Raw genomic sequence first — 25,010 nt, forward strand, 5'->3', positions numbered from 1 at the left:
ACAGGGCTCAGCGCAGGTCCGCGCCATCGGCGTAGATCACCGCACCCGCGCGCCACCCACGGTAACGCTCGCGCCCCAGCCACTGCGGCCCCTGCCCTGCGCGCGGCAGGCGTCCATCGGCAGGGCGTGCCACCGTCGTCCCCGCTGCGGTCGCGGCCGGCACGGTGACCGCCAGCAGCAGGTCGGCATCCGGCCGCTGGTCGAGCTGCTTCACCAGAAAGCGGTGGCGGCCCTGCCCGATCAGGCGATAGCGTTCGACGGCGGCGCTGCGGTAAGCGGGGTCCAGCGGCTGGAACACCAGTACCTGTTCCACCACCACCTGCTGCAGGGCCGGCTGCGGCTGTCCACCGCGCTCGAAATGCCCGCGATACAACCGGGCCGGGAAGCCCGGCAGTGGCGCAGGCGCTGCCGGCGCAAGGCGATCCAGGTCGAAACGCTCCGGCGCCAGCGTCCACAACACGGACCGTCGTGCCAACGTGCGGCGCAGGGCGTCATCCGCCGCGGCATCGGCCAGGTGGATGCGCAGCACCACCTGCACGTCGTGGGGCCGGTGGAACATCGCCAGGTGCATGGCATACAGGCCGTCACGATTGCCGAACACCACCATGCCATGCGTGCCCCAACGGCCCGCCGCCGGGCCATCGGCCTGTGCCGGCAGTGCGACCAGCAGCAGCATCAGCAACAGCAACACGCCGCGCAGTGCAGAACGAACGGGAAGCGGTGGCAGCGGCATCGGGCGGCGACGGAAGGGGCGGGACCGGCAGTCTGCCTTGGCGCCCGTTCACCCGAAAGCGACAATAGGGAGCCTTTCGTTTCCCCATGGTGCACAGTGATGAATCTCGATGACCTGCGGACGTTCGCTGAAGTCGCCCGGCAGGACAGCCTGCGGCAGGCGGCCGATGCGCTGCACGCCAGCCCGTCGGCGGTATCCAAGGCGATCCGCCGGCTGGAACAGGCACTGCGCACGCCCTTGTTCGACCGCAGCGGCGGCGCCATGCGCCTGAACGCCGATGGCCAGCGCCTGCTGCGGCGCGCCCAGGCCTTGCTGGCGCTGGCACAGGACACCGTGGCCGAATTCCGCGATACCCAGGTGCCGAGCCACGTGCGCGTGCACGGACCGCCGCTGCTGCTGTGGCGCAGTGCACCGGCGCTGTCGGCGGCGCTGGACCGCCTGCCGGGGCGGCGTGGTGTGCACCTCACCGCCGCGCATGAAGACAGCGCGCTGGCCAGCCTGGCACGCGGCGAGGCGGATATCGCGGTGGTTACCGGCGTTGCCGCCAACGCAGCCACGCCGGCAGGCACGACGCTGCTGCCACTGGGACGCATGACCCTGCAACTGGCGGCCCATCGCGGCCACCCGCTGCTGGCCGGCCGCCAGGATCCGGCCGCAGCGTACCGGCTGCAGGACCTGGCCGGCGTCGATTTCGTGGCCCCCCAGCATTCGCCCTTCTGCGGGCTGGCCCGGGGCGGCCGTGCCGATGGCTGGCGCGAGGACATCGCCGCCCGGCATGTGCGGTACTGGACCGATGATCTGCCTGCACTGCTGTCACTGGTGCTGGCCGGCGCCGCGGTGGCCTATCTGCCCGATACGCTGTTGGCATCACTGGGACTGCAGCCGATCCCCCTGCAGGATTACCCGTATCCGTGCACCGAAGAGGTCTTCCTGGCCTGGCAACCGGCGGCAGCACCGGGCTGGCTGGCACCGCTGGTGGATGCACTGGCCACCGCCGGCTGATCCGCCGGGTACGCAGGCATCACGGGTAGCGCCGCGACAGTTCGCGCACGTAGCGGCCGATCGTGCGGGCACTGCTGCCATCGGAAATGGCCATGCGGATGCGGTCCAGCAATGCGGTGTCGGTGAAGGTAGCGGGGTCGGCCGCGGAATTGGCGGCCCGCGCCCGCACCTGGCGATAACGCGCCTGGCGTTCGGCCGGCGTCATGGCCTGCTCATGCACGGGCGGGCGCCCGCGCCGGCGCGGCGTGGGCGCGTCGGTACCCGGCGGCGGGGATGATCGGGGGGCGCGCGGTGCCATGGCAACGTGGGGTGACGGTAGCGGTGACAGCGCCAGTATAGTCACGCATGCGGACATGCGTAACGCGTGACGGAACGTGTGGATTGGCTCAGACGGATGCAGGCCGCGGTGCCACACGCAGCATGCCGGGCGGCGCATGTTCGCGGATGGCCGCGATGATGGCACGGCTGGCCGCCGACAGGGCATGGCTCTGGTGCACCACATGCATTTCCGCGACCTGCCCGGTGCGCGACACCACGCTGTAGTCCGGACACACCTGCACCAGCCGCCCGGCCGCGATCAACGGCGCAGCGATCCAGTCGGCGATGCGCGCTATGCCCAGGCCCACGTCCACCATGGCAAGCAGGCCAGCACCACTGTTGACCCGGTGCGTGGCGACGGCCGGCACCGCTACCACCTGGTCCTGCCGTTGCAAGCGCCAGCCGCGCAGCAACCGCGGGCCGGTATGGATGACAAAGCGGTGCCCGGCCAGGGCGTGCGGCTCCAGCGGCAGCCCGTGGCGCGCCACATAGGCAGGGCTGGCGCACAACAGGCGCTCATAGCGCCACAGCGTCTGGCCGATCAACTGGCTGCTGGCCGGATAACCGCCGCGGATGGCGAAATCCAGCCCGGCCCCGGCCGGATCAACGGCGGTATCGGAGAACGTGATATCCACCTGGATGCCGGGATGCAGGCGACTGACCTGCTCCAGCGCCTGCGGCAACACCCGCGATTCCAGCACGGGGGGCGCCACGAAACGCACCCAGCCTTCCAGGCCCGCCTGCGGCCTGTCCAGTGCGGCGGCCGCTTCGGCCAGCTGGCGCAGTGCCGGCTTGACGGCCTGGTAATACGCTTCACCGGCCGGCGTGAGCGAGACATGGCGATGGCTGCGATTGACCAGTTCGCTGCCCAGCACCTGTTCCAGCGCCTGCACCGAACGGGTCACCGTGCTGGTGCTCATGCCGGTGCCGCGTGCGGCGGCGACGAAACTCAGGTGCTCGGCCACGGCGCAGAACGCCTGCAGATCGAGCAGGCGCACCGGGTCCGGACGGTGATGGGGCCGTGGCATGGGGCCGCTGCGCGAAAGAGGTGCGAACCTTATACCAGAGCCCGTTGCCGTGCAGGCGCCGCGCGGCGTTGCAGCGCCTGCAACGCGGTATTGCAGCGCCGCGCGCCCCGGACCGCTAGCGTGGAGAGCCTTCCCCTGCGCAGCGACCCACGTGGATCCATCCGACCTGCCCTGCTATGCCGATGTCGAAGCGGCCGCCACCCGCATCGCCGCCCACGCCCATCGCACCCCCGTGCTGACGTCGCGCACGCTCGATGCACGCCTGCAGGCGCAGGTGTTCATCAAGGCCGAGCAGTTCCAGCGCGTGGGCGCCTTCAAGTTCCGTGGCGCCTGCAACGCCATCGCGGCGATGGCACCGGCCCGCCGTGCTGCCGGCGTGATCGCCTATTCCAGCGGCAACCATGCCCAGGCCGTGGCACTTGCCGCCCGGCTGCACGACACCCGGGCCACCGTGCTGATGCCTGCCGACGCGCCGCGCGCCAAGGTCGAGGCCACGCGTGGCTATGGCGCGCAGATCCAGTTCTTCGACCGCCATACCGAAAGCCGCGAGCAGCTGTGCGCCGCACTCGTGGCCGAACGTGGCCTGACGCTGGTGCCACCGTTCGACCACCCGGATGTCATCGCGGGCCAGGGCACGGCCACCCGCGAGCTGCTGCAGGATACCGGCCCGCTCGACGCGCTGGTGGTCGGGCTGGGCGGCGGCGGTCTGCTGGGCGGCGCCTGCCTGGCGGCCACCGCGTTGTCACCCGGCTGCCAGCTGTACGGGGTGGAGCCGGAGGCCGGCAACGATGGGCAGCAGTCGCTGCAGGCCGGCCAGGTGGTGACCATCGCGCCACCGCGTACCGTGGCCGATGGTGCCACCACCACGTTCCTCGGCCGCTACACCTTCGCCATCCTCCGCCGCCACGTACGCAGCATCGTGACGGTCAGCGATGCGCAGCTCGTGGAAGCGATGGCCTTCCTGGCCGAGCGCATGAAGCTGCTGGTCGAGCCCACCGCGTGCCTGGGCCTGGCCGCGCTGCTGGCAGGTGCGCTGGACGTGCGTGGCCAGCGCGTGGGCCTGATCCTCAGCGGCGGCAATGTGGACCTGGACAGCTACGCACGCCTGCTGCAGACCGCGCGGGGCCCATGATGGACACCCTGCTGATGGACACGCCGTGCCTGCTGCTGGACGCGGCGAAGATGGCACGCAACATCGCCCGCCTGCAGGCGCATCTGGCACCGCTCGGCCCACGCCTGCGCCCGCACCTGAAAACAGCCAAATCCGTGCAGGTGGCCGCCCGGCAGCTGGGCGACAGCGCGATCGGCGCGACCGTATCGACGCTGCGCGAAGCCGACGTGTTCGCCGCGGCCGGCGTGCGCGACATCATCTACGCCGTGGGCATCGCCCCGCATAAGCTGGACCGCGTGCATGCGCTGCGCCAGCAGGGCTGCGACCTGGCCATCGTGCTCGACGCCATGGCGCAGGCCGACGCCGTGGCCGACGCCGCACGGCGCCTGGGCGATACCTTCCCGGTACTGCTGGAAATCGACTGCGACGGCCACCGCTCCGGCCTGCGGCCCGGTGACCCGCACATCGTGGCCATCGCCGATCGCCTGCGCGCCGGCGGCGTGGAACTGCGTGGCGTGCTGACCCATGCCGGCGAAAGCTACAACGCGACCACCCCTGATGCCCTGGCGGCATTCGCCGAACAGGAGCGACGGGCCGCGGTGCAGGTGGCCGACACCCTGGCGGCGGCTGGCCACCCCTGCACCGTGGTCAGCGTCGGCTCCACCCCGACCGCGCACTTCGCACGCAACCTGCACGGCATCACCGAAGTGCGGGCGGGCGTCTATGTGTTCTTCGACCTGGTGATGGCCGGCATCGGCGTGTGCCGGCGCGAGGACATCGCCCTGTCCGTGCTGACCCGCGTGATCGGTCACCAGCAGGACAAGGGCTGGATCCTGGTCGATGCCGGCTGGATGGCGCTGTCGCGTGACCGTGGCACCGCCGGGCAGGCCATCGACCAGGGCTACGGTGTGGTCTGCGACGCGCAGGGCGAGGAGATCGAAGGGCTGATCGTGGTCCAGGCCAACCAGGAGCACGGCATCCTTGCCCTGCGTCCGGGCAGCAGGGCGGCGTTGCCCACGCTGCCGATCGGCACCCGCCTGCGCATCCTGCCCAACCATGCCTGCGCGACCGCCGCGCAGTTCGACGGCTACCATGTGCTGGACGCTGCGACCGATACGATTCCCTTCTGGCCGCGTTTCCGCGGATGGTGAGCCCGATGATCCACCTTTCCGAAGCCCGCACCGCTGCCCTGGTGAACCGGGCCCTGGCGTTCACGGCAGCAACCGAGGCGATGATCGCCCTGGCCTCCCCCACCACCACCTGCTTCCCGGTGGTGCAGGGACACGGCCTGCACGAAGGCGAACGCTTCGGCCTGAAATCCGGCACCACCGCGACCGCCACCGGCGTGAAGATCGGCAGCTATTGGCCCGGCAATCCCGAGCGCGGGCTGCCGCGTCATGCCTCCAGCATCGTCCTGCTGGACCCGCTGACCGGCCGCCTGAAGGCGGTGATCGAGGCCGCCGAAGCCAATGCGTTCCGCACGGCTGCCGCCGATGCCGTGGCCGCGCATGCACTGGCCCGCGCCGATGCACGGCACCTGGCGATCTTCGGCACCGGCCACCAGGCCCTGCATGAAGTGCTGGCCATTGCCGCGGTGCGTCCACTGCAACGGGTCCATGTGGTCGGCCGTGACCCGCAGCGCAGCGAGGCGTTCGCTGCGCGCCTGCGCGACGCGGGCCTGGACGCACGCACCACCGATGCGGAAACGGCGTGCCGCGCTGCCGACATCATCGTCACCGCCACCACGGCCCGGCAGCCGCTGTTCGATGCCGGCTGGGTGCAGCCCGGCACGCACATCGCCTCGATGGGCTCCGATGCCGTGGGCAAGCAGGAGCTGCCGGTGGCGCTGCATGCACAGGCACGGCTGTTCTGCGACCTGCCCGCACAATCACGCGTGATCGGCGAATTCCAGCATGCCCCGGCCGGGGCCGATCTGACCGCGCTGGGGGAGGTGCTGACCGGGCATGCCCGTGGCCGCGCGAGTGCGACCGACATCACCGTGTTCGACAGTTCCGGCACCGCCATCCAGGACCTGCTGCTGGCCGAAGCCCTGCTGGCCGCCGACGCCGCCGACCCCGCGCGCCGCTGACCCCTGCGCTGCTGCGCACGCCTGCCCAGCCGTAGCGGGCGCGCTGGCGTGTACGCGCCGCCCGCCCCGTTCCGGCGAGCCACCTGAACACCGCCCCAGCGCGCTATACCAAGGTATAGCCGGACGAACCGAAGGGCATCTAGGCCCGTCCTGTTCAGACGCGGACAATACGCGGGCCAGCTGCGACGGCTGGCACCGGACCGCATCGTGGAGACCCCCATGGACCCTGACCCTGCCGGGCGCATCGCGCACCCGTCCCGCCCCCTGCTGCTGGCGCCTGGCCGCTGGTCCCTGTCCGTGTGAGCGATGGGGGCCCCGGGTGCCGTTTTCCCGGAGATTCCCCCATGTCCTACAAGATCCTGTACATCACCCTGCGCCGCCTGATCGGCGAGCGCGATGTCACCGGCCTGCGCAGCCAGCTGCTGCAGCACGGCCCGGCCCTGTTCGCCCGCGCCCTGGCACTGGGGTCGGCACGGGTCATCGCCGATGCGCTGTCGCTGCTGCCGTTCAGTGAGCGCATCAGCGTGCTGCGGCACCTGCCCAGCCCGCTGCGCGAGGCGATGAAGCCGCTGTGCATCGGTGGCAGCCAGCGCATCCGCCTGCTGCCGTGGACGCTGGCCGTGCAGCACGGCCCCCACGCCCAGCACGCCTGATCCACCCGGGCCCGGCCGCTGCGGCCGGGCCTTCCGGGCGGCCGGCCGCAGCGCCGGTACCTGCCGCGTTTTTTCCGCTGTTCCGTTCATTGCCCGTCGCGCCAGCTTGCCGGCCGGGCCTCACCCATGAGGACGTACCCATGAGCCTGCTCAACGCCTGGTTCAATGCCTTCCTGCGCAGCCGACGCGCCGGCAACCTGTTCCGCCGCCGTGCGATGCCCGAAGCCGGCTTTGGCCGCGGTGCCGCCGAGGCCGCGCCCTTCGCCCTGACCGCCGGCCTGGTGGCGCTGGCCCAGCAGGAAGACGCCGCGCTGCTGGTCACCCTGGATTCGCACATCGATGGCCTGAGCCCGAACGAGGTCAGCGAGCGCCTGGCACGGCTGGGGCCCAACGAAGTCGATCACGAAAAGCCACTGCCGTGGTGGCGCCACCTGTGGCAGTGCTACCGCAACCCGTTCAACCTGCTGTTGACCGTGCTGGCGGTGGTGTCCTGGCTGACCGAGGACATCAAGGCCACCGTCGTGATCGGCGCCATGGTGGTGCTGTCCACGCTGATCCGCTTCGTGCAGGAAGGCCGTTCCAACCGTGCCGCCGAGCGCCTGAAGGCGCTGGTGGGCAACACCGCGCGGGTGCTGCGCCGTGACACCGGTACCGAAGCGGCCGACGTGGCCGACCAGTACTTCGGTGCCCATCTGCACAGCCGCCGCCCGGCGCAGCAGCGCGAGGTGCCGATCCGCGAACTGGTGCCCGGCGACCACATCGTGCTGTCGGCCGGCGACATGATTCCGGCCGACTGCCGGGTGCTGGCGGCCAAGGACCTGTTCGTCGCCCAGGCCGCGATGACCGGCGAATCGCTGCCGGTGGAAAAATTCGCCAGCCGTGGCGATGCCCAGGCCGGCCTGCTGGACCAGCACAACCTGCTGTTCATGGGCACCAACGTGGTCTCCGGCACGGCCACCGCCGTGGTGCTGGCCACCGGCAACCGCACCTACTTCGGCACCATCGCCCACCGCAGCACCAGCACCGAACGCGCGCCCACCGCCTTCCAGGCCGGGGTGAACAGCGTCAGCTGGCTGCTGATCCGCTTCGCGCTGGTGATGGTGCCGGTGGTGCTGCTGGTCAACGGCTGGACCAAGGGTGACTGGACCGAAGCCTTCCTGTTCGCGCTGTCGGTGGCCGTGGGCCTGACCCCGGAAATGCTGCCGATGATCGTCACCTCCACCCTGGCCAAGGGGGCGGTGCTGCTGTCGCGGCGCAAGGTGATCGTCAAGCGCCTGGATGCGATCCAGAACTTCGGCGCGATGGACGTGCTGTGCACCGACAAGACCGGCACCCTGACCCAGGACAAGATCGCCCTGGAGCGGCACACCGATGTGTTCGGCCACGACTCGGAAGATGTGCTGAAGTTCGCCTACCTCAACAGCCACTTCCAGACCGGCCTGAGCAACCTGCTCGACCGTGCCGTGCTGGAGCACGTGGAGCTGCAGAGCGAACTGCGCCTGTCGCAGGACTACCGCAAGGTGGATGAGATTCCGTTCGACTTCGAGCGCCGCCGCATGTCGGTGGTGGTGTCCGAGCGCGAAGACCACCACGAACTGATCTGCAAGGGCGCGGTGGAGGAAATGCTGGCCGTGTGCAGCCGCGTGCGCGAGGACGGCCAGGACATGCCGCTCGATGCCCAGCGCCTGGCCCGCGTGCGGCAGACCACCGAGGAACTGAACGAACAGGGCCTGCGCGTGGTGGCCGTGGCGATGAAGGAAACCGCCGCCACCCAGAGCGTGTATTCGCAGACCGACGAGAACGACCTGACCCTGATCGGCTACGTCGCCTTCCTCGACCCGCCGAAGGAATCGGCCGCGCAGGCGTTGCAGGCACTGGCCGACCACGGCGTGGAAGTGAAGGTCTTCACCGGCGACAACGAACTGGTGACCGCCCGGGTGTGCGCCCAGGTCGGCCTGCAGGCCTCGGCGATCCTGACCGGCCCACAGATCGAGCGCATGGACGAGGCCGCCGTGGCCGAGGCCCTGCGCAGGCACCGCGTGTTCGCCCGGCTGACCCCGCTGCACAAGGAGCGCCTGGTGCGGGCACTGCGCGCACAGGGCAAGGTGGTCGGCTTCCTCGGCGACGGCATCAACGATGCCCCGGCGCTGCGGGCGGCCGACATCGGCATCAGCGTGGACAGCGCGGTGGACATCGCCAAGGAGGCGGCCGACATCATCCTGCTGGAAAAGAACCTGATGGTGCTGGAAGAAGGCGTGCTGCAGGGGCGGCGCACCTTCAACAACATGCTCAAGTACATCCGCATGACCGCCAGCTCCAACTTCGGCAACGTGTTCTCGGTGCTGGTCGCCTCGGCCTTCCTGCCGTTCCTGCCGATGCTGCCGCTGCAGCTGCTGGTGCAGAACCTGCTGTACGACATCTCGCAGATCGCCATTCCGTTCGACAACGTGGATGAAGAGCTGGTGCGCAAGCCGCTGAAGTGGAACCCGGCCGACATCGGGCGCTTCATGGTGTTCTTCGGGCCGATCAGCTCGATCTTCGACCTGACCTGCTTCGCGCTGATGTGGTACGTGTTCGACGCGCGCACGCCGGCCGACCAGGGCCTGTTCCAGTCCGGCTGGTTCGTGGTCGGCCTGCTGACCCAGACCCTGATCGTGCACATGATCCGCACGCCGAAGCTGCCGTTCGTGCAGAGCCTGGCCGCACCGCCGCTGCTGCTGATGACCGGGCTGATCATGGCCATCGGCGTGTTCCTGCCGATGAGCCCGCTGGCCGGCTACTTCAAGCTGCAGGCGCTGCCGACCGGCTACTGGCCGTTCCTGGTGGCCATCCTGTTCGGCTACGCGGTGCTGACCACCGCACTGAAGAAGTTCTACATCCGCCGTTTCGGCTGGCAGTAAGCGCCCGCCCCCGCGCAGGAACCCCATGATGGATTTCAACCCCCACCTGCCCCCGTTCCATCCCGGCGCGCTGGTCAGTTCGCTGATCAGCCTGCTCACCGCCTTCGTGCTCGGCGCCGCCATCGGCCTGGAACGGCAGCTGCGCCAGCGCACCGCCGGGCTGCGCACCAACACGCTGGTGGCGGTGGGCGCGGCAGTGTTCGTCGATCTGGCCATGCGCTTCCACGACATGGCCGGCGGCTCGCCGTCGCCCCTGTATGTGGTGGCCTACGTGATCTCCGGTGTCGGCTTCCTCGGCGCGGGCGTGATCATGAAGGATGGTGCCCAGGTCTCGGGCCTGAACACCGCCGCCACCCTGTGGGGATCGGCGGCGGTGGGCGCCTGCGCGGGCATCAAGCTGCTGCCCGAGGCCGTGCTGGCGGCGGTATTCGTGCTGGCCACCAACACGCTGCTGCGGCCGGTGGTCAACCGCATCCAGCGGCAGCCGCTGCCCGAGGCCTTCAGCGAGGCCAGCTACGCGGTGAACGTGGTCTGCCAGCGCGGCCAGCAGGCCGATGTGCTCGACCAGCTGCTGCTGTTGCTGGAACAGGCCAACTACCCGGTCCGGGGTGTCGACCAGCGTCCGTTCGGCGAAAGCGATGTGGAGATCGAGGCGACGCTGTATGCCACCTCCGTCGATGCCGATGAACTGGACGCGGTGCTGGCCACGCTGTCGGCCACGCCCGGGGTACTGCAGGGCTACTGGAACGCCAGCATGGACGACTGACGCGCCTGGCCTGGCACGACACGCCGCGACCGGGCGGAGCCGCCCCCGGTGCTATCCTCCTCCACCCTGCCCGGGAGCTTCCCGATGTCATCGCTGCCGCCCCGCCGCACCCTGGTCCTGCTGGCACTGATCGTCGTGATGGCGGCGATCTTCATCGCCGATACGCTGACCGACTACGCCGTGGCCGCGGCCTGCTTCTATGCCGCGGTGATCCTGGCCGCCTCGCGCGTGCTGCCCCGCCGCGGCCTGCTCGCACTGGCGGCCCTGTGCATCGCCCTGACCGTGCTGAGCTTCTTCCTGACCCGCTTCGGTGCGTTCCAGGTGGGCGTGGTCAACTCGGCCATCGGCGTGCTGGTCATCAGCATCACCACCTACCTGTCGCTGAAGATGGAAGCGGCCAAGGCGGCCGTGCAGGATGCGCAGGCACGGTTGCTGCGGGTGGCGCGCGCTTCGACGGTGGGCGAATTGACCACCTCCATCGCCCACGAGGTCAACCAGCCGCTGGCCGCCATCGCCACCAGCGCCGAGGCCAGCCAGCGCTGGCTGGCGCAGTCGCCCCCCAACGTGGACAAGGCACTGCAGGGCATCGCGCGCATCCTGGCCGATGCGCACCGGGCCAGCGATGTCATTGCCCGCATCCGTGGCCTGACCCGCGGTGCGGCGCCCGAACGCCGCGCCTTCCACCTGGATGAGGCCATCGACGAAATGCTGGCCCTGTCGCGCAGCGAACTGGACCAGCATGGCATCGTGCTGGCCCGTGTGACCGGCGCGGACCTGCCGGCGGTGTTTGCCGACCGCGTGCAGGTGCAGCAGGTGATCGGCAACCTGATCCTCAATGCCGTCGATGCGATGGAAGCGGTGCCGGCCGCCGAACGCCGGCTGTCGCTGGTGACCGCCCGCGACGGCCGTGACCGTGTCAGCCTGAGCGTGCGCGACCGGGGCGTCGGCCTGCCACCCGAACACCCCGAGCGCGTGTTCGATGCCTTCTGGACCACCAAGGCACGGGGCCTGGGGTTGGGGCTGAGCCTGAGCCGTTCCATCATCGAAGCCAACGATGGCCATATCCGTGCCGAACGCCCCAGCGGCGGCGGTGCCTGCTTCATCTTCGACCTGCCCACGCGTACCGAACATGACCATGCGTAAGCCCGTCCCTCCTGCCGTTGAACCCAGCCCCATCGTCTACGTGGTGGACGATGACCATTCGGTACGCGCGGCGCTGGAAGACCTGCTGGCGTCGATGGGCCTGCAGGTGCAGGCGTTCGCGTCCACCCAGGACTTCCTCGCCTGCCCGCTGGCCGATGCGCCGGCCTGCCTGGTGCTGGATGTGCGCATGCCTGGCCAGAGCGGGCTGGATTTCAGCCGCCAGATGGCCGGCCTGGGCCTGCACCTGCCGGTGGTGTTCATCACCGGCCACGGCGACATCGCCATGGGCGTGAGCGCCATGAAAAGCGGTGCCGTGGAATTCCTGACCAAACCCTTCCGCGACCAGGAACTGCTCGATGCCATCCACCAGGGCATCGAACGCGATCGCGCACGGCGCCGCGACGATGGCGTGCTGGACAAGCTGCGCCAGCGCTGGGACAGCCTGACCACCGGCGAACGCGATGTGGTGGGCGGGGTCGTGCGTGGCCGCCTCAACAAGCAGATCGCCGCCGACCTGGGGGTCAGCGAGATCACGGTGAAGGTGCGCCGCGCCCATGTGATGCGCAAGATGCAGGCGCGCACGCTGGTGGACCTGGTGCGCATGTACGACCGGCTGGGCCTGGAACACGGCTGATGCCGCCCCGGCGCGGCCCTCAGTAACCGCAGGCGCGGTTGACCATGTCCTCCAGGGGCCGGGTAGCCTCCCAGGAGCGGCGCGTGCCCATCGCGTCGAGGGCGGCCGAACGCCGGCGCTTGGCCGCCTCGCAGTGGTCGCGGTCGGGCATGTCGGGTTCCTCGATGACGGCGCGGGTCGGTCCGGCCGCCCGCTCCCGATAGGCACGCCACGCGTTTTCGCGGCGCATGGATTCAATGCGCTGTTCGGCACGGCGCGCATCCGCACGGCGTTGCGGCACCTGTGCCGACCACGATTTCTGCTCCGGGCCCGATGCGCAGGGCTCGGACTGGTACACCGTCGCACCCTTTTCCACGCACTTGTAGACCCGCTGCGCCTGTGCCGGCGCGCTGAACGCCAGCAACAGCACCATCACGATGCGTACGTCCATGTTGTCCCCCTGTTCGGGCGACATCATACCCATGGCCAGTGCTTCCCGCAGCGTCCCGCGCTGGGCGCTGCTCAACCGGCGCCGCCGTGCCAGCTTGCCCGCGCGACAGCATCGTGCGGGTGCAGGCTTTCCAGGTGCCGTACCGCGATGGTGCCGGCGGCATGCCACGGGCGCAGTGCCGCCAGCAGGCGACGGGCGGCATCCTCCACGAACATCAGGTTCTGCCCGTTGCGGCGGGCGAAGGCCTGCTCGTCGGCGCGCTTCACCGGCCCCTGCACCGGGGTGCCCAGCGCCGCTTCGGCGCGCATGACAAGATCCCCGATTCCCCACGCGGCCCGTGCATCGCCCGGGTCCAGGGCCACCTGCAGCGTGGCCACGCTGCGCTGGCTGTGCGGGGTGGCATGGCTGCCATGTTCGCCAATCCAGGCGGCCACCTCCTCCACCGGCACGGCCTGCCCGGCCGCATGGTCGCGGCGGAACTGTGCCTGGATGAGCTGGCGCGACAGCGCCGCCGAACACGGGCAGGTGGATGCGTACACCACTTCCACGCACAGCCACAGTGAGCACTGCCCGCCGCGGTGTTCGGCGTGCAGCCGTACCGGATGCTCGGCCCAGCCGTGCAGCCCTGGCGTCACCAGCGCCTGTACCGGACGCAGCACCCGGGTGCTGCATGACAGCCGCGCTGCCGTGCTGCCGCAGTCGGCATGGCTGTCGATCACCGATGCCAGCAGCGCGGCGATGTCCGACGGCGCCACACGGGCCGCTGTCATCGCCTGCAGCCGGCCGTACAGGCGCGACATGTGGATGCCCTTGGTGCCGGCCTGCGGCAGGTCCACCCACAGGTCGAAGGTGGTCGGTGCCGGACCGGCCGCCAGCGGGTCGTCCAGCTGCAGCGGCATCTGGATGCCCTCCATGCCCACCCAGTCCAGTGCCGCCGGCAGTGCGGCCGGTTCCGTGGCGCAGACATCGGGAAGTACCGGTTGGGCCGGTGCGGTCGTGGCAGGGAGATCGTGCGGGGATGGGCGCTGCATGGAATGGGGTCACGTAGAAGGCGACTGGCTGATGTTACTTTATAACACTGATGGGTAGGCAGCAGCCACGCTGCAGGCACGCGCTGGCCGTCGCCGGTCCGGAAGCGCGTGCGGCGTTGTCCGGAGGCGAAACAACGCACGTCACGGTTTGACGCAACAAGACATTCCCTGCACTCTCCCTGGGCGGCCATCCTGGTGACCCGTATTGCTGCAGCTCTGGCAACGCCATGGACTGGCCGTGCATCACGCGGTGCTGCACCCGCGCAGCACCGTGTTTCGCCACATGCTGGATCAACTGGAGACTGAGCAATGCAGATGCATGATGACGTCGTTTCAGGTTGGCTCGAAGGTGCGGACAGTGTCGATGGCTGCGACAACCCGGCCGGTTCCCTTTTCATCCATGGCCAGCAGGCCACCGAAGCGGCGATGACGGTCGCCTCGGCTGCGATGGTCACCGGTGGCGGCACGATGTGCACCACCACCATGTCGGTGGTCGACCACTGCCTGTGCTGCTGATGTAAGCGTGCCGCGGCGCGCAGCCCCGTGCTGCGCGCCGTTTCCATGCCCTTCCCTGCATCCACACCGGACACCCCATGACCGCACATTCGGCCACGGCTTCGCTTGCCCGCATCGTCACGCATTTCCTGGCCGACACCTGCATTGCCCTGCGCGCTGGCCTGCAGGCCCTGCAGGGCCCGCTGCACCCGGACGAGATCGAACGGATCGATGGCGAGGCACGGCAGGCGCTGCTGGCCAATGCCCAGCTCAAGCTCAACCGCGTGCTGCTGCTGGAACTGCACGCGGCCGTGCGCTGCGGCCAGATCGATGCCGCTGCCGATGCCGCCACCCAGCATGCACAGTTCGAGGCGCTGGCGACCCATGCGGATTTCCAGGTGCACCTGCGCGCCCGCTACCCGGTACTGCAGGCACGGCTGGAGCGCATGCTCGATGGGCAATGCGAAGCCATCATCGAACTGGCCGCACGCATCGGCAGCGACCGACCGCGCCTGGCCGCCCTGCTCGGCCGTCCCGCTGGCCACCTGCAGCAGCTGGCGCTGGGCCGGGGTGACCTGCACGCCGGGGGCCGCACCGTGGCCCGGGTGCACTTCGACGGCGGCACGGTCATGTACAAGCCCCGTTCGCTGCGTATCGACCATGTGCTGGATGCCCTGCTTGCCGGTGTGTTCGGCGACGATCCCGACCGGGTGCGGGTGCCTGCGGTGATCGACCGTGGCAGCCATGGCTGGGCTGCGTTCGCGCCACACCGCTACTGCGAGGGTGAACCCGAACTGCACCGCTACTACCAGGGGCTGGGCCACTGGCTGGCCATCCTGCGCCTGATCGGCGGCACCGACATCCACCTGGAAAACCTGATCGCCTGCGGCCCGGTGCCGGTCGTGGTCGATGCCGAAAGTGTGTTCGCACCGGTCATCCCGACCACGCCTTCCGGTTACGGCAACGCCCATGACACCGCCGTGGGGCTGATGCGCAACTCGGTGCTGCGCACCGGCATCGTGCCGTTCCGCAGCAGCGGCCTGGGCATGGACGGGGTGGACCTGTCTGCCGCCGGCGCCCTGCCGGGCGAGCAACCGCGCATACGCATTCCGGCCATCGTCGAAAGCGCGGAGGGCCCCGCGCGGCTGGGCATGGTGGAAGCCGAGGTGGCCGTTGCCCAGAACCATCCCAGCCCGCAACCGGATGTCTCCCGCTACTGGGACGACATCAGTGCCGGTTTCATGGCCGCCAGCGAACGCCTGCGCGCACGCGATGCCGATGGCACGCTGGCCCCGCTGCTGGCCTGCTTCGAAGGCTGCCAGGTGCGCGAGGTGCTGCGCCCGACGATGATCTATGCCGAAATGGCCCGCATGCTGTGGCACCCGGCATCACTGCACAAGGAAGCGGCCGCGGTGGAACGGGCGATGGACCTGCTGCAGCGCAATGCCGCCGTGGCCCCGGCGGCACCGGCGTCGGCCGCGGCCGTACGCGCGGAGATCGACGATCTGCGCCATGGCGACATTCCGATCTTCGTGTGCACGCTGGATGCACCACGCATCGCCAGCGTGGTGGACAACTGGCGCAGCATGCGCATCGACCTGGAAGATGTGTCCATCCGCAGCACGCTGGTCGCCACCGATCTGAACCAGCACGCGCTGGCCCGTGCCGAAGCACGTTCGGGCTATTCCTATGCCGCGCGCCATCCGCATGCCGATGCGCTGGACGCCCGCCGGCGCATGCAGGCCGCCACCGCCGCGCGCAACCTGATCCGGCTGTCGGTGCGTGGCAACGATGGAACCCTTACCTGGATCACGCCTGAAGTCACCCGCACCGGCTGGACGGTGCAGCCGGTGCAGCCGGACCTGTACTTCGGCCTGGGCGGCATCGCCTTCGCCCTGGCCGGTTATGCGACGGAAGTGCGGCACGGCCGCGCCGACCCGGTGGCCGGGCTGGACAGCGCACTGGCCGGCGCCATCACGGTGCTGGGCACGATGGCACGGCTGCATGTCCCCGGCACCGACGGCGGTTTTGTCGGCATCGGGTCGCAGGTCTGGGCCTTCGTTGCCCTGCACGACCTGCTGCAGCGCCCGGACCTGCTGGCACAGGCCCGCCAGTGCGCGGCCCGGCTGGAACAGCACGGCTTCGCGCACGCCACCAAGTTCGAGCTGATCGACGGCGTGGCCGGCCTGATCCCACCCTTGATCGCACTGGCCGAGGCCACCGGCGAGGCGCGCTGGCTGGCGCTGGCGGCGCGTGCGGCCGATCGCATGCAGGCTGCGGCCCTCATCGATGGTGATGGCGTGCGCTGGCCGACGCCGCAGTTCAGCACGCCCATCGGCGGTTTCGGCCATGGGGCGATGGGCATGGGCTGGGCCCTGGCGCGGCTGGCCTTGACCGGCGCCGGCACCGCCGCGCAGCGCCAGCAGTGGCAGGCCCTGGCCGACGGCGCCTTCGCCTTCCAGGCCGCCCTGTTCGAGGACCACACCGGGCGCTGGCGCGACCTGCACCTGACCGCTGACCAGAAGGTGTTCCCCACCTGGTGCCATGGCAGTGTCGGCATCGGCCTGGCCGCCGCCGACCTGTATGCGCGCACCGGCGCTCCCACGCACCTGCGTGACCTGCGCCGCGCCGTGGCCGATGCGTCCGGCCAATGGGGCTTCAGCCACACGTTGTGCCATGGCGATCTGTCCACCCGCGAACTGCTGCTGAAGGCGGCCGTGGTGGACCCGCAGGGCTGTCCCTACCCGCAGGACACGGCCGCCATCGAAGTGATCTCCTCGGTGGAGGAGCACCAGGGCATGGTGGGGGGGCTCACCCGTGCGGCCTTCACCCCCGGGCTGATGATCGGGCTGTCCGGGGCGATCTACGGCTTCCTGCGCATGCATCCGCGGTGCCGCCTGCCATCGCCGTTGCTGCTGGAACGTACCGCCACGACGGCCCCCCACGCCGTGGGCGCCCGCCACGGCGCGGACATGGCCAGCGCATGACAGCACGGCCGGCACACGCGCTGCCTGCCTGAAGAATTCAGTCCGGCAGCGCGAAGGACGGCGGCCGCCTGCGTGACCGGTGCGCGGGCCTGCAGGTGTAGGCGATGCCGGTGCTTTGAGGCACCATGGGGGCCCTTGCTCACTGCGCTGGTGACTGCGCCACACGAACAGGCACCGCGGCCGCATCACGCGATGAAGACGGCCCACCTGTTGCAGTAGCGCCATTCCGGCAATTCCAACACGATGTCCGAACCTGCAGCGCCGCCGTCCCGCCTGGACCTGTCCAGCTGCGCACGCGAACCCATCCATACCCCCGGCGCCATCCAGCCTTACGGTGTGCTGCTGGTCGTCCATCCCGGGACACTGCAGGTGGTGGAGCGGGCGGTTTCGCTGCCATCGATGCTCGCCGCCTTCGGTGATCCGCTCGACCACACGGTCGCCCAGGTCCTGGGCGGCGTGCTGGCCCCGTTCCTGCCGCACCTGGAACAGATGCGCCCCGGGGCATCGGCGTTCCTCGGTGGCGTGTACCTGGACGGGCATGGCCGCCACCAGCTGCTGGCGCACCGTTCCACCACGCACCTGCTGCTGGAACTGGAATCGCCGGTGCATGGCGAGCCCGGCTCCCTGGAAGACCTCTACCCTGCGCTGCGCCGGTTCATGGCCGCCATCGAAAAGGCCGCCAGCACCCGCGAGCTGTGCGAGCTGGCGTCGGTCCATGTGCGTGCACTGTGCGGCTTCGACCGCGCCCTGGTCTACCAGTTCGACAAAGGCTTCAATGGCACCGTGGTCGCCGAGGACCGCAACGACGTGCTGCCCTCCTATCTGGACCTGCGCTTCCCCGAATCGGACATCCCGGCGCAGGCCCGCGAACTGTACCGGCGCAACCGGGTCCGGCTGATCGCCGACAGCGACTACCAGCCCGTCGCGCTGCAGCGCAGTGCGGCAATGGCCGGCAGTGCCCCCACCGACCTCAGCCTGGCGTCGCTGCGCAGTGTTTCTCCGGTGCACCTGCAGTACATGCGCAACATGGGCACCGGCGCATCGATGTCGGTCTCGCTGCTCAACGAGGGCCGGCTGTGGGGCCTGGTGTCCTGCCACAGCCAGCAACCACGCCGGGTGCCCTACCACGTACGCACGGCCTGCGAGTTCATCGGGCAGATCCTGTCGCTGCAGATCGCGCTGAAGGAACGCGCCCTGGCGGTGGAGGAACGGGTCGCGCGCCGCGCCACCCTGGTCAAGCTGCTCGGCCGCATGGCCGGCACCGAGGATTTCATGGCCGCCCTGGGCCGCGACAGCGCCAGCCTGCTGGCACTGGCCAACGCGACCGGCGCGGCCATCGTGCACCGCGGTGACTGCGTGCTGCTGGGCCAGGCGCCCAGCCAGGCACAGGTGATGGCGCTGGTGCACTGGATGGCCGGCAGCGGCCAGGGCCACGAGCTGCTGGCCACCGATCACCTCAGCCAGCTGTGGCCGCAAGCCGATGCCTTTGCCGATGTGGCCAGCGGCCTGCTGGCGGTGTCCATTTCCCAGCTGCACGACAGCTTCCTGATGTGGTTCCGGCCGGAGGTGGTGCGCACCGTGCGCTGGGGCGGTGACCCGCGCAAGGCCCCCAGCGCCGGGCAGCCGCTGTCACCGCGCATGTCCTTTGAAGCCTGGAAGGAAACCGTGCACCAGCGCAGCCTGCCCTGGGAGCCGGAGGACCGCGATGCCGCCCTGGAAATGCGCACGGCCATCGTCGATATCGTGCTGCGTAAGGCCGAAGAAATGGCCGAACTCAACGAGCAGCTGCTGCGCAGCAACAAGGAACTGGAGGCATTTTCGTATTCGGTCAGCCATGACCTCCGCGCCCCGTTCCGGCACATCGTCGGCTATTCGGAACTGCTGGGAAGCTCGGCTGCCGACCGGCTGACCGCGACCGAGAAACGCTTCCTGGACACGATCGTCGAATCGGCGAAATCCGCAGGAACGCTGGTCGATGACCTGCTCAGCTTCTCGCAGATGGGGCGTTCGGCCATCGGGCGGGCGCAGGTGGACTGCGCCACGCTGGTGGAGGATGTGCGCCGCAGTCTGGACATGGAATACACCGGCCGCGCCATCACCTGGCGCATGGCCCCCCTGCCCAGCGTGGATGCCGACCCGGCCATGCTGCGCCTGGTCTGGCAGAACCTGCTGTCCAACGCGGTCAAGTTCACCCGCGACCAGCCCGACGCCGTGATCGAAGTCGGCCACGAGCGTGCCGGCGACGAGGACGTGTTCTTCGTCCGCGACAACGGCTGTGGCTTCGACATGCGTTACGTGGACAAGCTGTTCGGGGTGTTCCAGCGGCTGCACCACGTCGAGGAATTCGAAGGTACCGGCATCGGCCTGGCCAATGTCCACCGCATCATTGCCCGCCACGGCGGGCGCACCTGGGCCGAAGGCGAGGTCGGCAAAGGCGCCACCCTGCACTTCAGCCTGCCCCTGTTTTCCGGAGAAGGCCCTTGAAGGACCTGCGACCCATCCTGCTGGTTGAAGACAACCCCAACGACGCCGAATTGACCCTGGCGGCGCTGGCGCGTTGCCAGCTGCTCAATGACGTCACCCACGTGCGTGATGGCGCCGAAGCACTGGACTACCTGCGCTGCCAGGGCCGCTATGCCGAAGCCAGGCACGGTGGCCCGGTGGTGGTGCTGCTGGACCTGAAGCTGCCCAAGATCAATGGCCTGGAAGTGCTCGAAGCGGTACGGCGGGACCCGCAGCTGAGCAGCACGCCCATCGTCATGCTGACCTCTTCGCGGGAGGAACAGGACCTGGTGCGCAGCTACGAACTGGGCGTCAACGCGTTCGTGGTCAAGCCGGTCGATTTCAAGGAGTTCTTCACCGCCATCCAGGGGCTGGGCATGTTCTGGGGCATCACCAACCAGCCCCCGCCGCACCGCAGTGGCACGGGTTCGGGCACGCACCATGAATGAGCCGATGGCCGCCGCCTCCATCCGCATCCTGATGCTGGAAGACAGCGCGCTGGATGCCGAGCTGATCCTGGCCCAGCTCGCCCGCGCCGGGCTGAAGGTGGACAGCCACCGCGTCTGGGCCCGCGATCCATTCATCGACAGCCTCGTCAACGGCCATTTCGACATCATCCTGGCCGACCATGTCCTGCCCGGTTTCGACGGCGACACTGCCCTGGGCCTGGCGCGCGAACTGGCACCCGGCATTCCCTTCATCTTCGTTTCCGGAACGTTGACCGAGGAACTGGCCGTGCAGGCGCTGACCCGTGGCGCGCGCGACTACGTGGTCAAGCAGCGCCTGCAGCGCCTGCCCGATGCCATCACCCGCGCCCTGCAGGAACGCCACGAACGCCACCGCCTGGCCTCCACCGAGCAGGCCCTGCAGGAAAACCGCGATCGCCTGCAGCTGATCGCTGATGCCGTGCCGGCGATGATTTCCCATTTCGGGCTGGATTTCCGCTATCGCTTCGCCAACCGTGCCTACCAGGAATGGCATGGCCTGTCGGCCGGCGAACTGCTGGGCCGCTCCCTGGCCGATGTCGTCGGCTCGGAACTGTTCGCCTGGGCCCTGCCGTACTTCCAGCGCGTGCTGTCCGGTGAACGGGTCAGTTTCGAGGCCAGCCTGCAGCACCACCGCGATGGGCTGCGCCACCTGCAGGTGGACTGCATGCCCGAGATCGCCGCCGATGGCCGGGTGACCGGGTTCACCACGCTGGCCAGCGACATCACCGGCCTCAAGCGCTCCGAACAGCTGCTGCGGCGCGCCAACGGCAACCTGGAGCGCGAGATCGAAGCACGTACCGCCGAACTGCAGACCAGCGAAATGCGGCTGCAGGCGGTGTTCGAGTCCAGCTTCCAGCACCAGGCCCTGCTGGGCACCGATGGCACGCTGCTGGATGCCAACGTCGCCTCGCTGGCGGCCATCCTGGCCTCCAAGGACGAGGTGGTCGGCACCGCCTTCTGCGATTCGGCCTGGTTTGCCGGCACGCCCGGCGCACGTGCGATGGTGGCCAGCGCCGTGGCGGCGGCGACGGCCGGCCACGCATCGCGCCACGAACTGGACCTGGAGCTGCCCACCGGCCTGCGCCGTTTTGATTTTTCCTTCCGCCCCCTGCGCGACCACGACGGGACGACCACCGCCGTGGTGTGGGAAGGCGTGGACACCACGGCACGGCGCGACGCCGAGCACGCCCTGCGGCAATCGCAGAAGATCGAGGCCGTCGGCCAGCTTACCGGCGGCATCGCGCACGACTTCAACAACATCCTGACCGTCATCGCCGGCAACGTCGAACACGCAATGCTGCTCAACGAGCGCAGCGGCACCGCCAGCGCGCCCAGCGCCCGTGCCCTGGACAATGCCCTGAAAGGCGTGATGCGTGCCTCCAGCCTGACCCAGCGCCTGCTGGCCTTCGCCCGCCGCCAACCGCTGCGCAGCGAAGCGGTGGACCTCAACGACCGCGTGCTGGGCATGCAGGACATGCTGCAGCGTGCGCTGGGCGAACTGGTGCGGCTGGAGATCAACACCATGCCGGATGTATGGTGCGCCGAACTGGATGTCAGCCAGCTGGAGGCATCGGTACTGAACCTGGCCGTCAACGCCCGTGACGCCATGCCCGATGGCGGCCATCTGGCCATCGAGATCGACAACGGCCTGCTGGACGAGGATTACGCCGCCCAGTTCCCCGATACCGCCCCGGGCCAGTATGTGATGCTGCGCGTACGCGATTCCGGCCATGGCATGTCCACCGATACGCTCGCGCGGGTATTCGAACCGTTCTTCACCACCAAGCAGGTCGGCCGTGGCACCGGCCTGGGGTTGTCCATGGTGCATGGCTTCGTCAAGCAGTCCGGCGGCCATATCCAGGTGGATTCGCGCGAAGGTGCCGGCACCACCATCACCTTGATGTTCCCGCGTTCGGGCCTGCCGCTGCCGGACGCCCAGCGTGACATCCCGACGGGGCTGGCCGGCTTCGAGCCCCATGAGGAAACGATCCTGGTGGCCGAGGACAACGACGATGTGCGTGCGTACACGGTGGAAGCACTGCGGCAGCTGGGCTACCGCGTGCTGGAAGCGCATGACGGCCCCACGGCGCTGCGCCTGCTCGATCGCCCGGACGTGCGCGTGGACCTGCTGTTTTCCGACGTGGTGATGCCGGGCATGTCCGGCTGGGAGCTGGCGCGCGAAGTCGCCGGACGCCGCCCGGGGCTGCCCGTGCTGTTCACCTCCGGGTACCCGCGCGACCATGGCGCCAGCGGCCGCAACGCCACGCTGCTGGCCAAGCCGTTCACCCGCAGCGACCTGTCCGCCGCCGTGCGCAGCATGCTCGAACCGTCGGCGGCAGCCTGAGCTGGCCGGGTTGAGCGGGCGGGCGTGAGCAGGCGTGCCTGAGCAGGGGTGTTCACGCCGGGGCGTCACCGCCTCGGCCATAGTCGGGCCCTCCCCGCTGCGCCCCGGCCCATGCCCCTGCGATTGCCGTCCCTGCCCGCCCTTGCACGCCCGTCGCGACAGCTGCTGCGGCTCCTGCTGGGCCTGTACGGTTGCTACCTGCTGGCCGGCAATGTCTTCCTCAACACGCCGCTGTTCGACACGGTAACGGACCGCAAGCCACACAAGTTCGTGATGGAGACCGGTCCGGCGATCACGCTCTGGCCGGGCCACATCACCGCCTGGAACGTGCGCATGCGTGGCCACGCCAACCACACCGTGTACGTGCTGCGCGCCGAACGTGCCAGCGGGCGCATTGCCCTGTGGCCGCTGCTGCGGCGCGAAGTGCGCATCCCCCGCATCGAGGCGGTGGGCGTGTCGGCCGAGATCGACCGGGTGGCCAAGGCGGTTCCGCCACCACCGCGCAGCGACCAGGGCTGGACGCTGCGCTTTGACGCGATCCATACCGAAACCCTCTACCGGCTGCGGCTGGGCACCCTGCTGCTGCATGGCCAGGGCCGCGGCACGGTCGGCTTCCTCAAGCAGCTCAAGGGGGGGCCGTCGGAACTGTTCGATTCGCGCGTGCAGTTCAAGCGGGCCTATGCCAGCTACGGCGGCATCCAGCTGCTCAGTGACCTGCAGCTGGACGCGCGCTTCCACTACCCGCGCCACTACCGCGACCAGGCACCGGGCCTGGCCAAGCTGGGCCTGCTTTCCGCCACGCTGGCGCTGGACGCACGCAGCCAGGGCCTGCGCGTGGATACCCAGGGCACCGCCGTGACGCTGGGTGGCACGCCCACCGCCGGCCACCTGCGTGCCACCCTCGGCATGGACCATGGCGCGCTGCGCCCGGGCAGCCACCTGCAGTGGCGGTTGCCGCTGCAGGCCGGTGATGGCGCCCCCGACCGGGGCATGCTGGCGCTGCAGCTGGACACCGCACGGGACATCCGCGTGCAGGCGCGCCTGCCGCGTGATGCAACGACCGGCAGCGAGCTGCAGGCCGACCTGCACGTGGCCACGCGCCGTATTCCCTTCCAGCACCCCGCGCAGCTGCTGCCCCACGTGTCCGGCACCGTCCGGGGACGCTGGCAGTTCACCTCGCTCAACTGGATCGCCGATCTGTTCGTGCGCAAGCCCTGGTTCCGCCTGGACGGTGGTGGCCTGCTGGAAGCCGATCTGCGCGTGCGCGACGGTGAACTGGCCCCGGGCAGTACCGTGGACATTCCCTCGGTGGCGGCCCTGGCCGACGTGGCCGGCGTCCGCCTGCAGGGCACCGCGCAGGCCAGCGGCCGCCTGCAGGAAGGCACACCCAACCAGCTGCGGCTGGCTGTCAGCGTGCCCCGCTTCAAGGCCGCGCCGGCCGACGCGCCGGACACGCTGCTGTTCGACGGGCACGACCTGGCCGTGCTGCTGCAGGGCGACGGGCGGCTGCAGGAGCTGCACCGCAGCGTGCGGGCGAAGGTGGATTTCACCGATGCGCGCGTGCCCGACCTAGCCGCGTACAACCGCTACCTGGGCAAGGGCCAGGTGCGCCTGCTGGGCGGCAGCGGCACGGTCAGCGGCCAGGTGGAACTGGATACCGGCGGTGAGATCGGGCGCGGCAGCGCCGACCTGCGCGGCAGCGGTGCCCGCCTGCAGGTGGGCGGCATCGCCCTGCAGGGGGATGCACAGCTGAAGGCCCGGCTGCAACGGGCGGACATCCGCCACCGCCAGTTCGATCTGGCCGGCACCACGGTGGCCCTACGCAACATCCAGCTTGACGACGCCGGCGACGGGCGCTGGTGGGGCCAGCTGGGCATCCGCCAGGGCCATATCGACGGGACCGCGCCGTTCCAGGTGGACGCCCTGGCCGACCTGCGCCTGCGCGATGCCGCCCCGCTGATGGCGCTGTTCGCCGCGCGGGGCGACTACCCGCGCTGGGCGCTGGGCCTGCTCGACGCGGGCGAGGTGCAGGCCAGCACCCGCCTGCGCTGGCGCCGCGAACACCTGGTGATGGATGCGCTGCAGGCCGAAAACGACCGGTTGTCGGTACGCGCCCGGCTGGACCTGGATGACGCCCGCCGACAGGGCGACCTGTACCTGCGCTGGGGCGTGCTCGGTGCGGCGGTACGCATGGAGGACCGCGGGCGCACCTGGCACCTGGCCGGTGCGCGCGAGTGGTACGACGCCCAACCGGCCCTGCTGCCGCCGATGCCCCCCGCGCAGGCCACCGACTGACGCCCTGGCGGCATGCACGGAAAAGGCCGGGATGCGCTGGCATCCCGGCCCCTGTTCACCG

General features: G+C 69.8%; 20 protein-coding genes. 15 read left to right on the forward strand and 5 right to left on the reverse strand.

What is annotated here, in order from left to right:
* Positions 1–7: 7 nt before the first annotated feature.
* Positions 8–691, reverse strand: a complete 684-nt coding sequence (locus Q9R17_RS19255; protein WP_308156183.1) for a hypothetical protein — start codon at positions 689–691, stop codon at positions 8–10.
* A gap of 141 nt (positions 692–832) precedes the next feature.
* Between Q9R17_RS19255 and Q9R17_RS19260 the strand changes: the two genes are divergently transcribed.
* Positions 833–1,735 carry a LysR family transcriptional regulator gene (locus Q9R17_RS19260; protein ID WP_308156184.1) on the forward strand — a complete coding sequence of 301 codons (903 nt, stop codon included), beginning with the start codon at positions 833–835 and terminating at the stop codon, positions 1,733–1,735.
* Between the two features lie 19 nt (positions 1,736–1,754).
* Here the strand turns inward: Q9R17_RS19260 and Q9R17_RS19265 are convergent, their stop codons facing one another.
* Positions 1,755–1,940, reverse strand: coding sequence for a hypothetical protein (locus Q9R17_RS19265; protein WP_308156185.1), 186 nt, complete (start codon positions 1,938–1,940; stop codon positions 1,755–1,757).
* A 181-nt stretch (positions 1,941–2,121) separates the two neighbouring features.
* On the reverse strand, positions 2,122–3,081 hold the full coding sequence (locus Q9R17_RS19270; protein ID WP_308156186.1) for a LysR family transcriptional regulator: 960 nt from the start codon (positions 3,079–3,081) through the stop codon (positions 2,122–2,124).
* A gap of 151 nt (positions 3,082–3,232) precedes the next feature.
* Between Q9R17_RS19270 and Q9R17_RS19275 the strand changes: the two genes are divergently transcribed.
* The 8 genes from Q9R17_RS19275 (at position 3,233) to Q9R17_RS19310 (ending at position 12,377) form a co-directional block, all read left to right on the forward strand.
* Positions 3,233–4,213 (forward strand): threo-3-hydroxy-L-aspartate ammonia-lyase, encoded by a 981-nt coding sequence (locus Q9R17_RS19275; protein WP_308156187.1) that lies wholly within the window; start codon positions 3,233–3,235, stop codon positions 4,211–4,213.
* On the forward strand, positions 4,213–5,343 hold the full coding sequence (locus Q9R17_RS19280; RefSeq protein WP_308156188.1) for a DSD1 family PLP-dependent enzyme: 1,131 nt from the start codon (positions 4,213–4,215) through the stop codon (positions 5,341–5,343). Before Q9R17_RS19275 ends, Q9R17_RS19280 begins: the two co-directional genes overlap by 1 nt.
* A 5-nt stretch (positions 5,344–5,348) precedes the next feature.
* Positions 5,349–6,281, forward strand: a complete 933-nt coding sequence (locus Q9R17_RS19285) for an ornithine cyclodeaminase family protein (RefSeq protein WP_308156189.1) — start codon at positions 5,349–5,351, stop codon at positions 6,279–6,281.
* Between the two features lie 344 nt (positions 6,282–6,625).
* Positions 6,626–6,934 (forward strand): hypothetical protein, encoded by a 309-nt coding sequence (locus Q9R17_RS19290; RefSeq protein ID WP_308156190.1) that lies wholly within the window; start codon positions 6,626–6,628, stop codon positions 6,932–6,934.
* A 140-nt stretch (positions 6,935–7,074) separates the two neighbouring features.
* Positions 7,075–9,834, forward strand: a complete 2,760-nt coding sequence (gene mgtA / locus Q9R17_RS19295) for a magnesium-translocating P-type ATPase (RefSeq protein WP_308156191.1) — start codon at positions 7,075–7,077, stop codon at positions 9,832–9,834.
* Between the two features lie 28 nt (positions 9,835–9,862).
* A complete protein-coding gene (locus Q9R17_RS19300; protein WP_308156192.1) occupies positions 9,863–10,600 on the forward strand; it encodes an MgtC/SapB family protein in 738 nt (245 codons plus the stop codon).
* 84 nt (positions 10,601–10,684) lie between these two features.
* On the forward strand, positions 10,685–11,743 hold the full coding sequence (locus Q9R17_RS19305) for an ATP-binding protein (RefSeq protein ID WP_308156193.1): 1,059 nt from the start codon (positions 10,685–10,687) through the stop codon (positions 11,741–11,743).
* Positions 11,736–12,377 (forward strand): response regulator transcription factor, encoded by a 642-nt coding sequence (locus Q9R17_RS19310; protein WP_308156194.1) that lies wholly within the window; start codon positions 11,736–11,738, stop codon positions 12,375–12,377. Before Q9R17_RS19305 ends, Q9R17_RS19310 begins: the two co-directional genes overlap by 8 nt.
* 19 nt (positions 12,378–12,396) lie before the next feature.
* On the opposite strand, the gene Q9R17_RS19315 is transcribed toward Q9R17_RS19310, so the two are convergent.
* Positions 12,397–12,840 carry a DUF4124 domain-containing protein gene (locus Q9R17_RS19315; protein ID WP_308156195.1) on the reverse strand — a complete coding sequence of 148 codons (444 nt, stop codon included), beginning with the start codon at positions 12,838–12,840 and terminating at the stop codon, positions 12,397–12,399.
* Between the two features lie 38 nt (positions 12,841–12,878).
* On the reverse strand, positions 12,879–13,838 hold the full coding sequence (folE2, locus tag Q9R17_RS19320; RefSeq protein ID WP_308156196.1) for a GTP cyclohydrolase FolE2: 960 nt from the start codon (positions 13,836–13,838) through the stop codon (positions 12,879–12,881).
* 309 nt (positions 13,839–14,147) lie between these two features.
* On the opposite strand from folE2, the gene Q9R17_RS19325 reads away from it, so the two are divergent.
* From Q9R17_RS19325 to Q9R17_RS19350, 6 genes are all read left to right on the forward strand, one after another.
* The gene (locus Q9R17_RS19325) at positions 14,148–14,354 is read left to right on the forward strand and encodes a DUF6229 family protein (protein ID WP_308156197.1); all 207 of its coding nucleotides are present in this window, start codon (positions 14,148–14,150) and stop codon (positions 14,352–14,354) included.
* A 77-nt stretch (positions 14,355–14,431) separates the two neighbouring features.
* Entirely contained in the window at positions 14,432–17,320 is a 2,889-nt protein-coding gene (locus Q9R17_RS19330; RefSeq protein WP_308156198.1) for a type 2 lanthipeptide synthetase LanM family protein, read from the forward strand.
* A 243-nt stretch (positions 17,321–17,563) separates the two neighbouring features.
* On the forward strand, positions 17,564–19,804 hold the full coding sequence (locus Q9R17_RS19335) for an ATP-binding protein (RefSeq protein ID WP_308156199.1): 2,241 nt from the start codon (positions 17,564–17,566) through the stop codon (positions 19,802–19,804).
* On the forward strand, positions 19,801–20,271 hold the full coding sequence (locus tag Q9R17_RS19340) for a response regulator (protein WP_308156200.1): 471 nt from the start codon (positions 19,801–19,803) through the stop codon (positions 20,269–20,271). The genes Q9R17_RS19335 and Q9R17_RS19340 overlap by 4 nt, the downstream gene beginning before the upstream one ends.
* 4 nt (positions 20,272–20,275) lie before the next feature.
* Positions 20,276–22,654: a response regulator gene (locus Q9R17_RS19345; protein WP_308156201.1), complete on the forward strand. Its 2,379-nt coding sequence runs from the start codon at positions 20,276–20,278 to the stop codon at positions 22,652–22,654.
* 111 nt (positions 22,655–22,765) lie between these two features.
* Positions 22,766–24,949: a hypothetical protein gene (locus Q9R17_RS19350; protein ID WP_308156202.1), complete on the forward strand. Its 2,184-nt coding sequence runs from the start codon at positions 22,766–22,768 to the stop codon at positions 24,947–24,949.
* Positions 24,950–25,010 lie beyond the last annotated feature (61 nt).

Source organism: Stenotrophomonas sp. 24(2023), assembly GCF_030913365.1.
Classification (GTDB): Bacteria; Pseudomonadota; Gammaproteobacteria; order Xanthomonadales; family Xanthomonadaceae; genus Stenotrophomonas.

Coding starts and splice junctions, on each gene's coding strand:
- Q9R17_RS19260 (WP_308156184.1), top strand. CDS start 833: ATGAATCTCGATGACCTGCGGACGTTCGCTGAAGTCGCCCGGCAGGAC.
- Q9R17_RS19265 (WP_308156185.1), bottom strand. CDS start 1,940: ATGACGCCGGCCGAACGCCAGGCGCGTTATCGCCAGGTGCGGGCGCGG.
- Q9R17_RS19270 (WP_308156186.1), bottom strand. CDS start 3,081: ATGCCACGGCCCCATCACCGTCCGGACCCGGTGCGCCTGCTCGATCTG.
- Q9R17_RS19280 (WP_308156188.1), top strand. CDS start 4,213: ATGGACACCCTGCTGATGGACACGCCGTGCCTGCTGCTGGACGCGGCG.
- Q9R17_RS19285 (WP_308156189.1), top strand. CDS start 5,349: ATGATCCACCTTTCCGAAGCCCGCACCGCTGCCCTGGTGAACCGGGCC.
- Q9R17_RS19290 (WP_308156190.1), top strand. CDS start 6,626: ATGTCCTACAAGATCCTGTACATCACCCTGCGCCGCCTGATCGGCGAG.
- mgtA (WP_308156191.1), top strand. CDS start 7,075: ATGAGCCTGCTCAACGCCTGGTTCAATGCCTTCCTGCGCAGCCGACGC.
- Q9R17_RS19300 (WP_308156192.1), top strand. CDS start 9,863: ATGGATTTCAACCCCCACCTGCCCCCGTTCCATCCCGGCGCGCTGGTC.
- Q9R17_RS19305 (WP_308156193.1), top strand. CDS start 10,685: ATGTCATCGCTGCCGCCCCGCCGCACCCTGGTCCTGCTGGCACTGATC.
- Q9R17_RS19310 (WP_308156194.1), top strand. CDS start 11,736: ATGCGTAAGCCCGTCCCTCCTGCCGTTGAACCCAGCCCCATCGTCTAC.
- Q9R17_RS19315 (WP_308156195.1), bottom strand. CDS start 12,840: ATGGGTATGATGTCGCCCGAACAGGGGGACAACATGGACGTACGCATC.
- folE2 (WP_308156196.1), bottom strand. CDS start 13,838: ATGCAGCGCCCATCCCCGCACGATCTCCCTGCCACGACCGCACCGGCC.
- Q9R17_RS19325 (WP_308156197.1), top strand. CDS start 14,148: ATGCAGATGCATGATGACGTCGTTTCAGGTTGGCTCGAAGGTGCGGAC.
- Q9R17_RS19330 (WP_308156198.1), top strand. CDS start 14,432: ATGACCGCACATTCGGCCACGGCTTCGCTTGCCCGCATCGTCACGCAT.
- Q9R17_RS19335 (WP_308156199.1), top strand. CDS start 17,564: ATGTCCGAACCTGCAGCGCCGCCGTCCCGCCTGGACCTGTCCAGCTGC.
- Q9R17_RS19345 (WP_308156201.1), top strand. CDS start 20,276: ATGGCCGCCGCCTCCATCCGCATCCTGATGCTGGAAGACAGCGCGCTG.
- Q9R17_RS19350 (WP_308156202.1), top strand. CDS start 22,766: ATGCCCCTGCGATTGCCGTCCCTGCCCGCCCTTGCACGCCCGTCGCGA.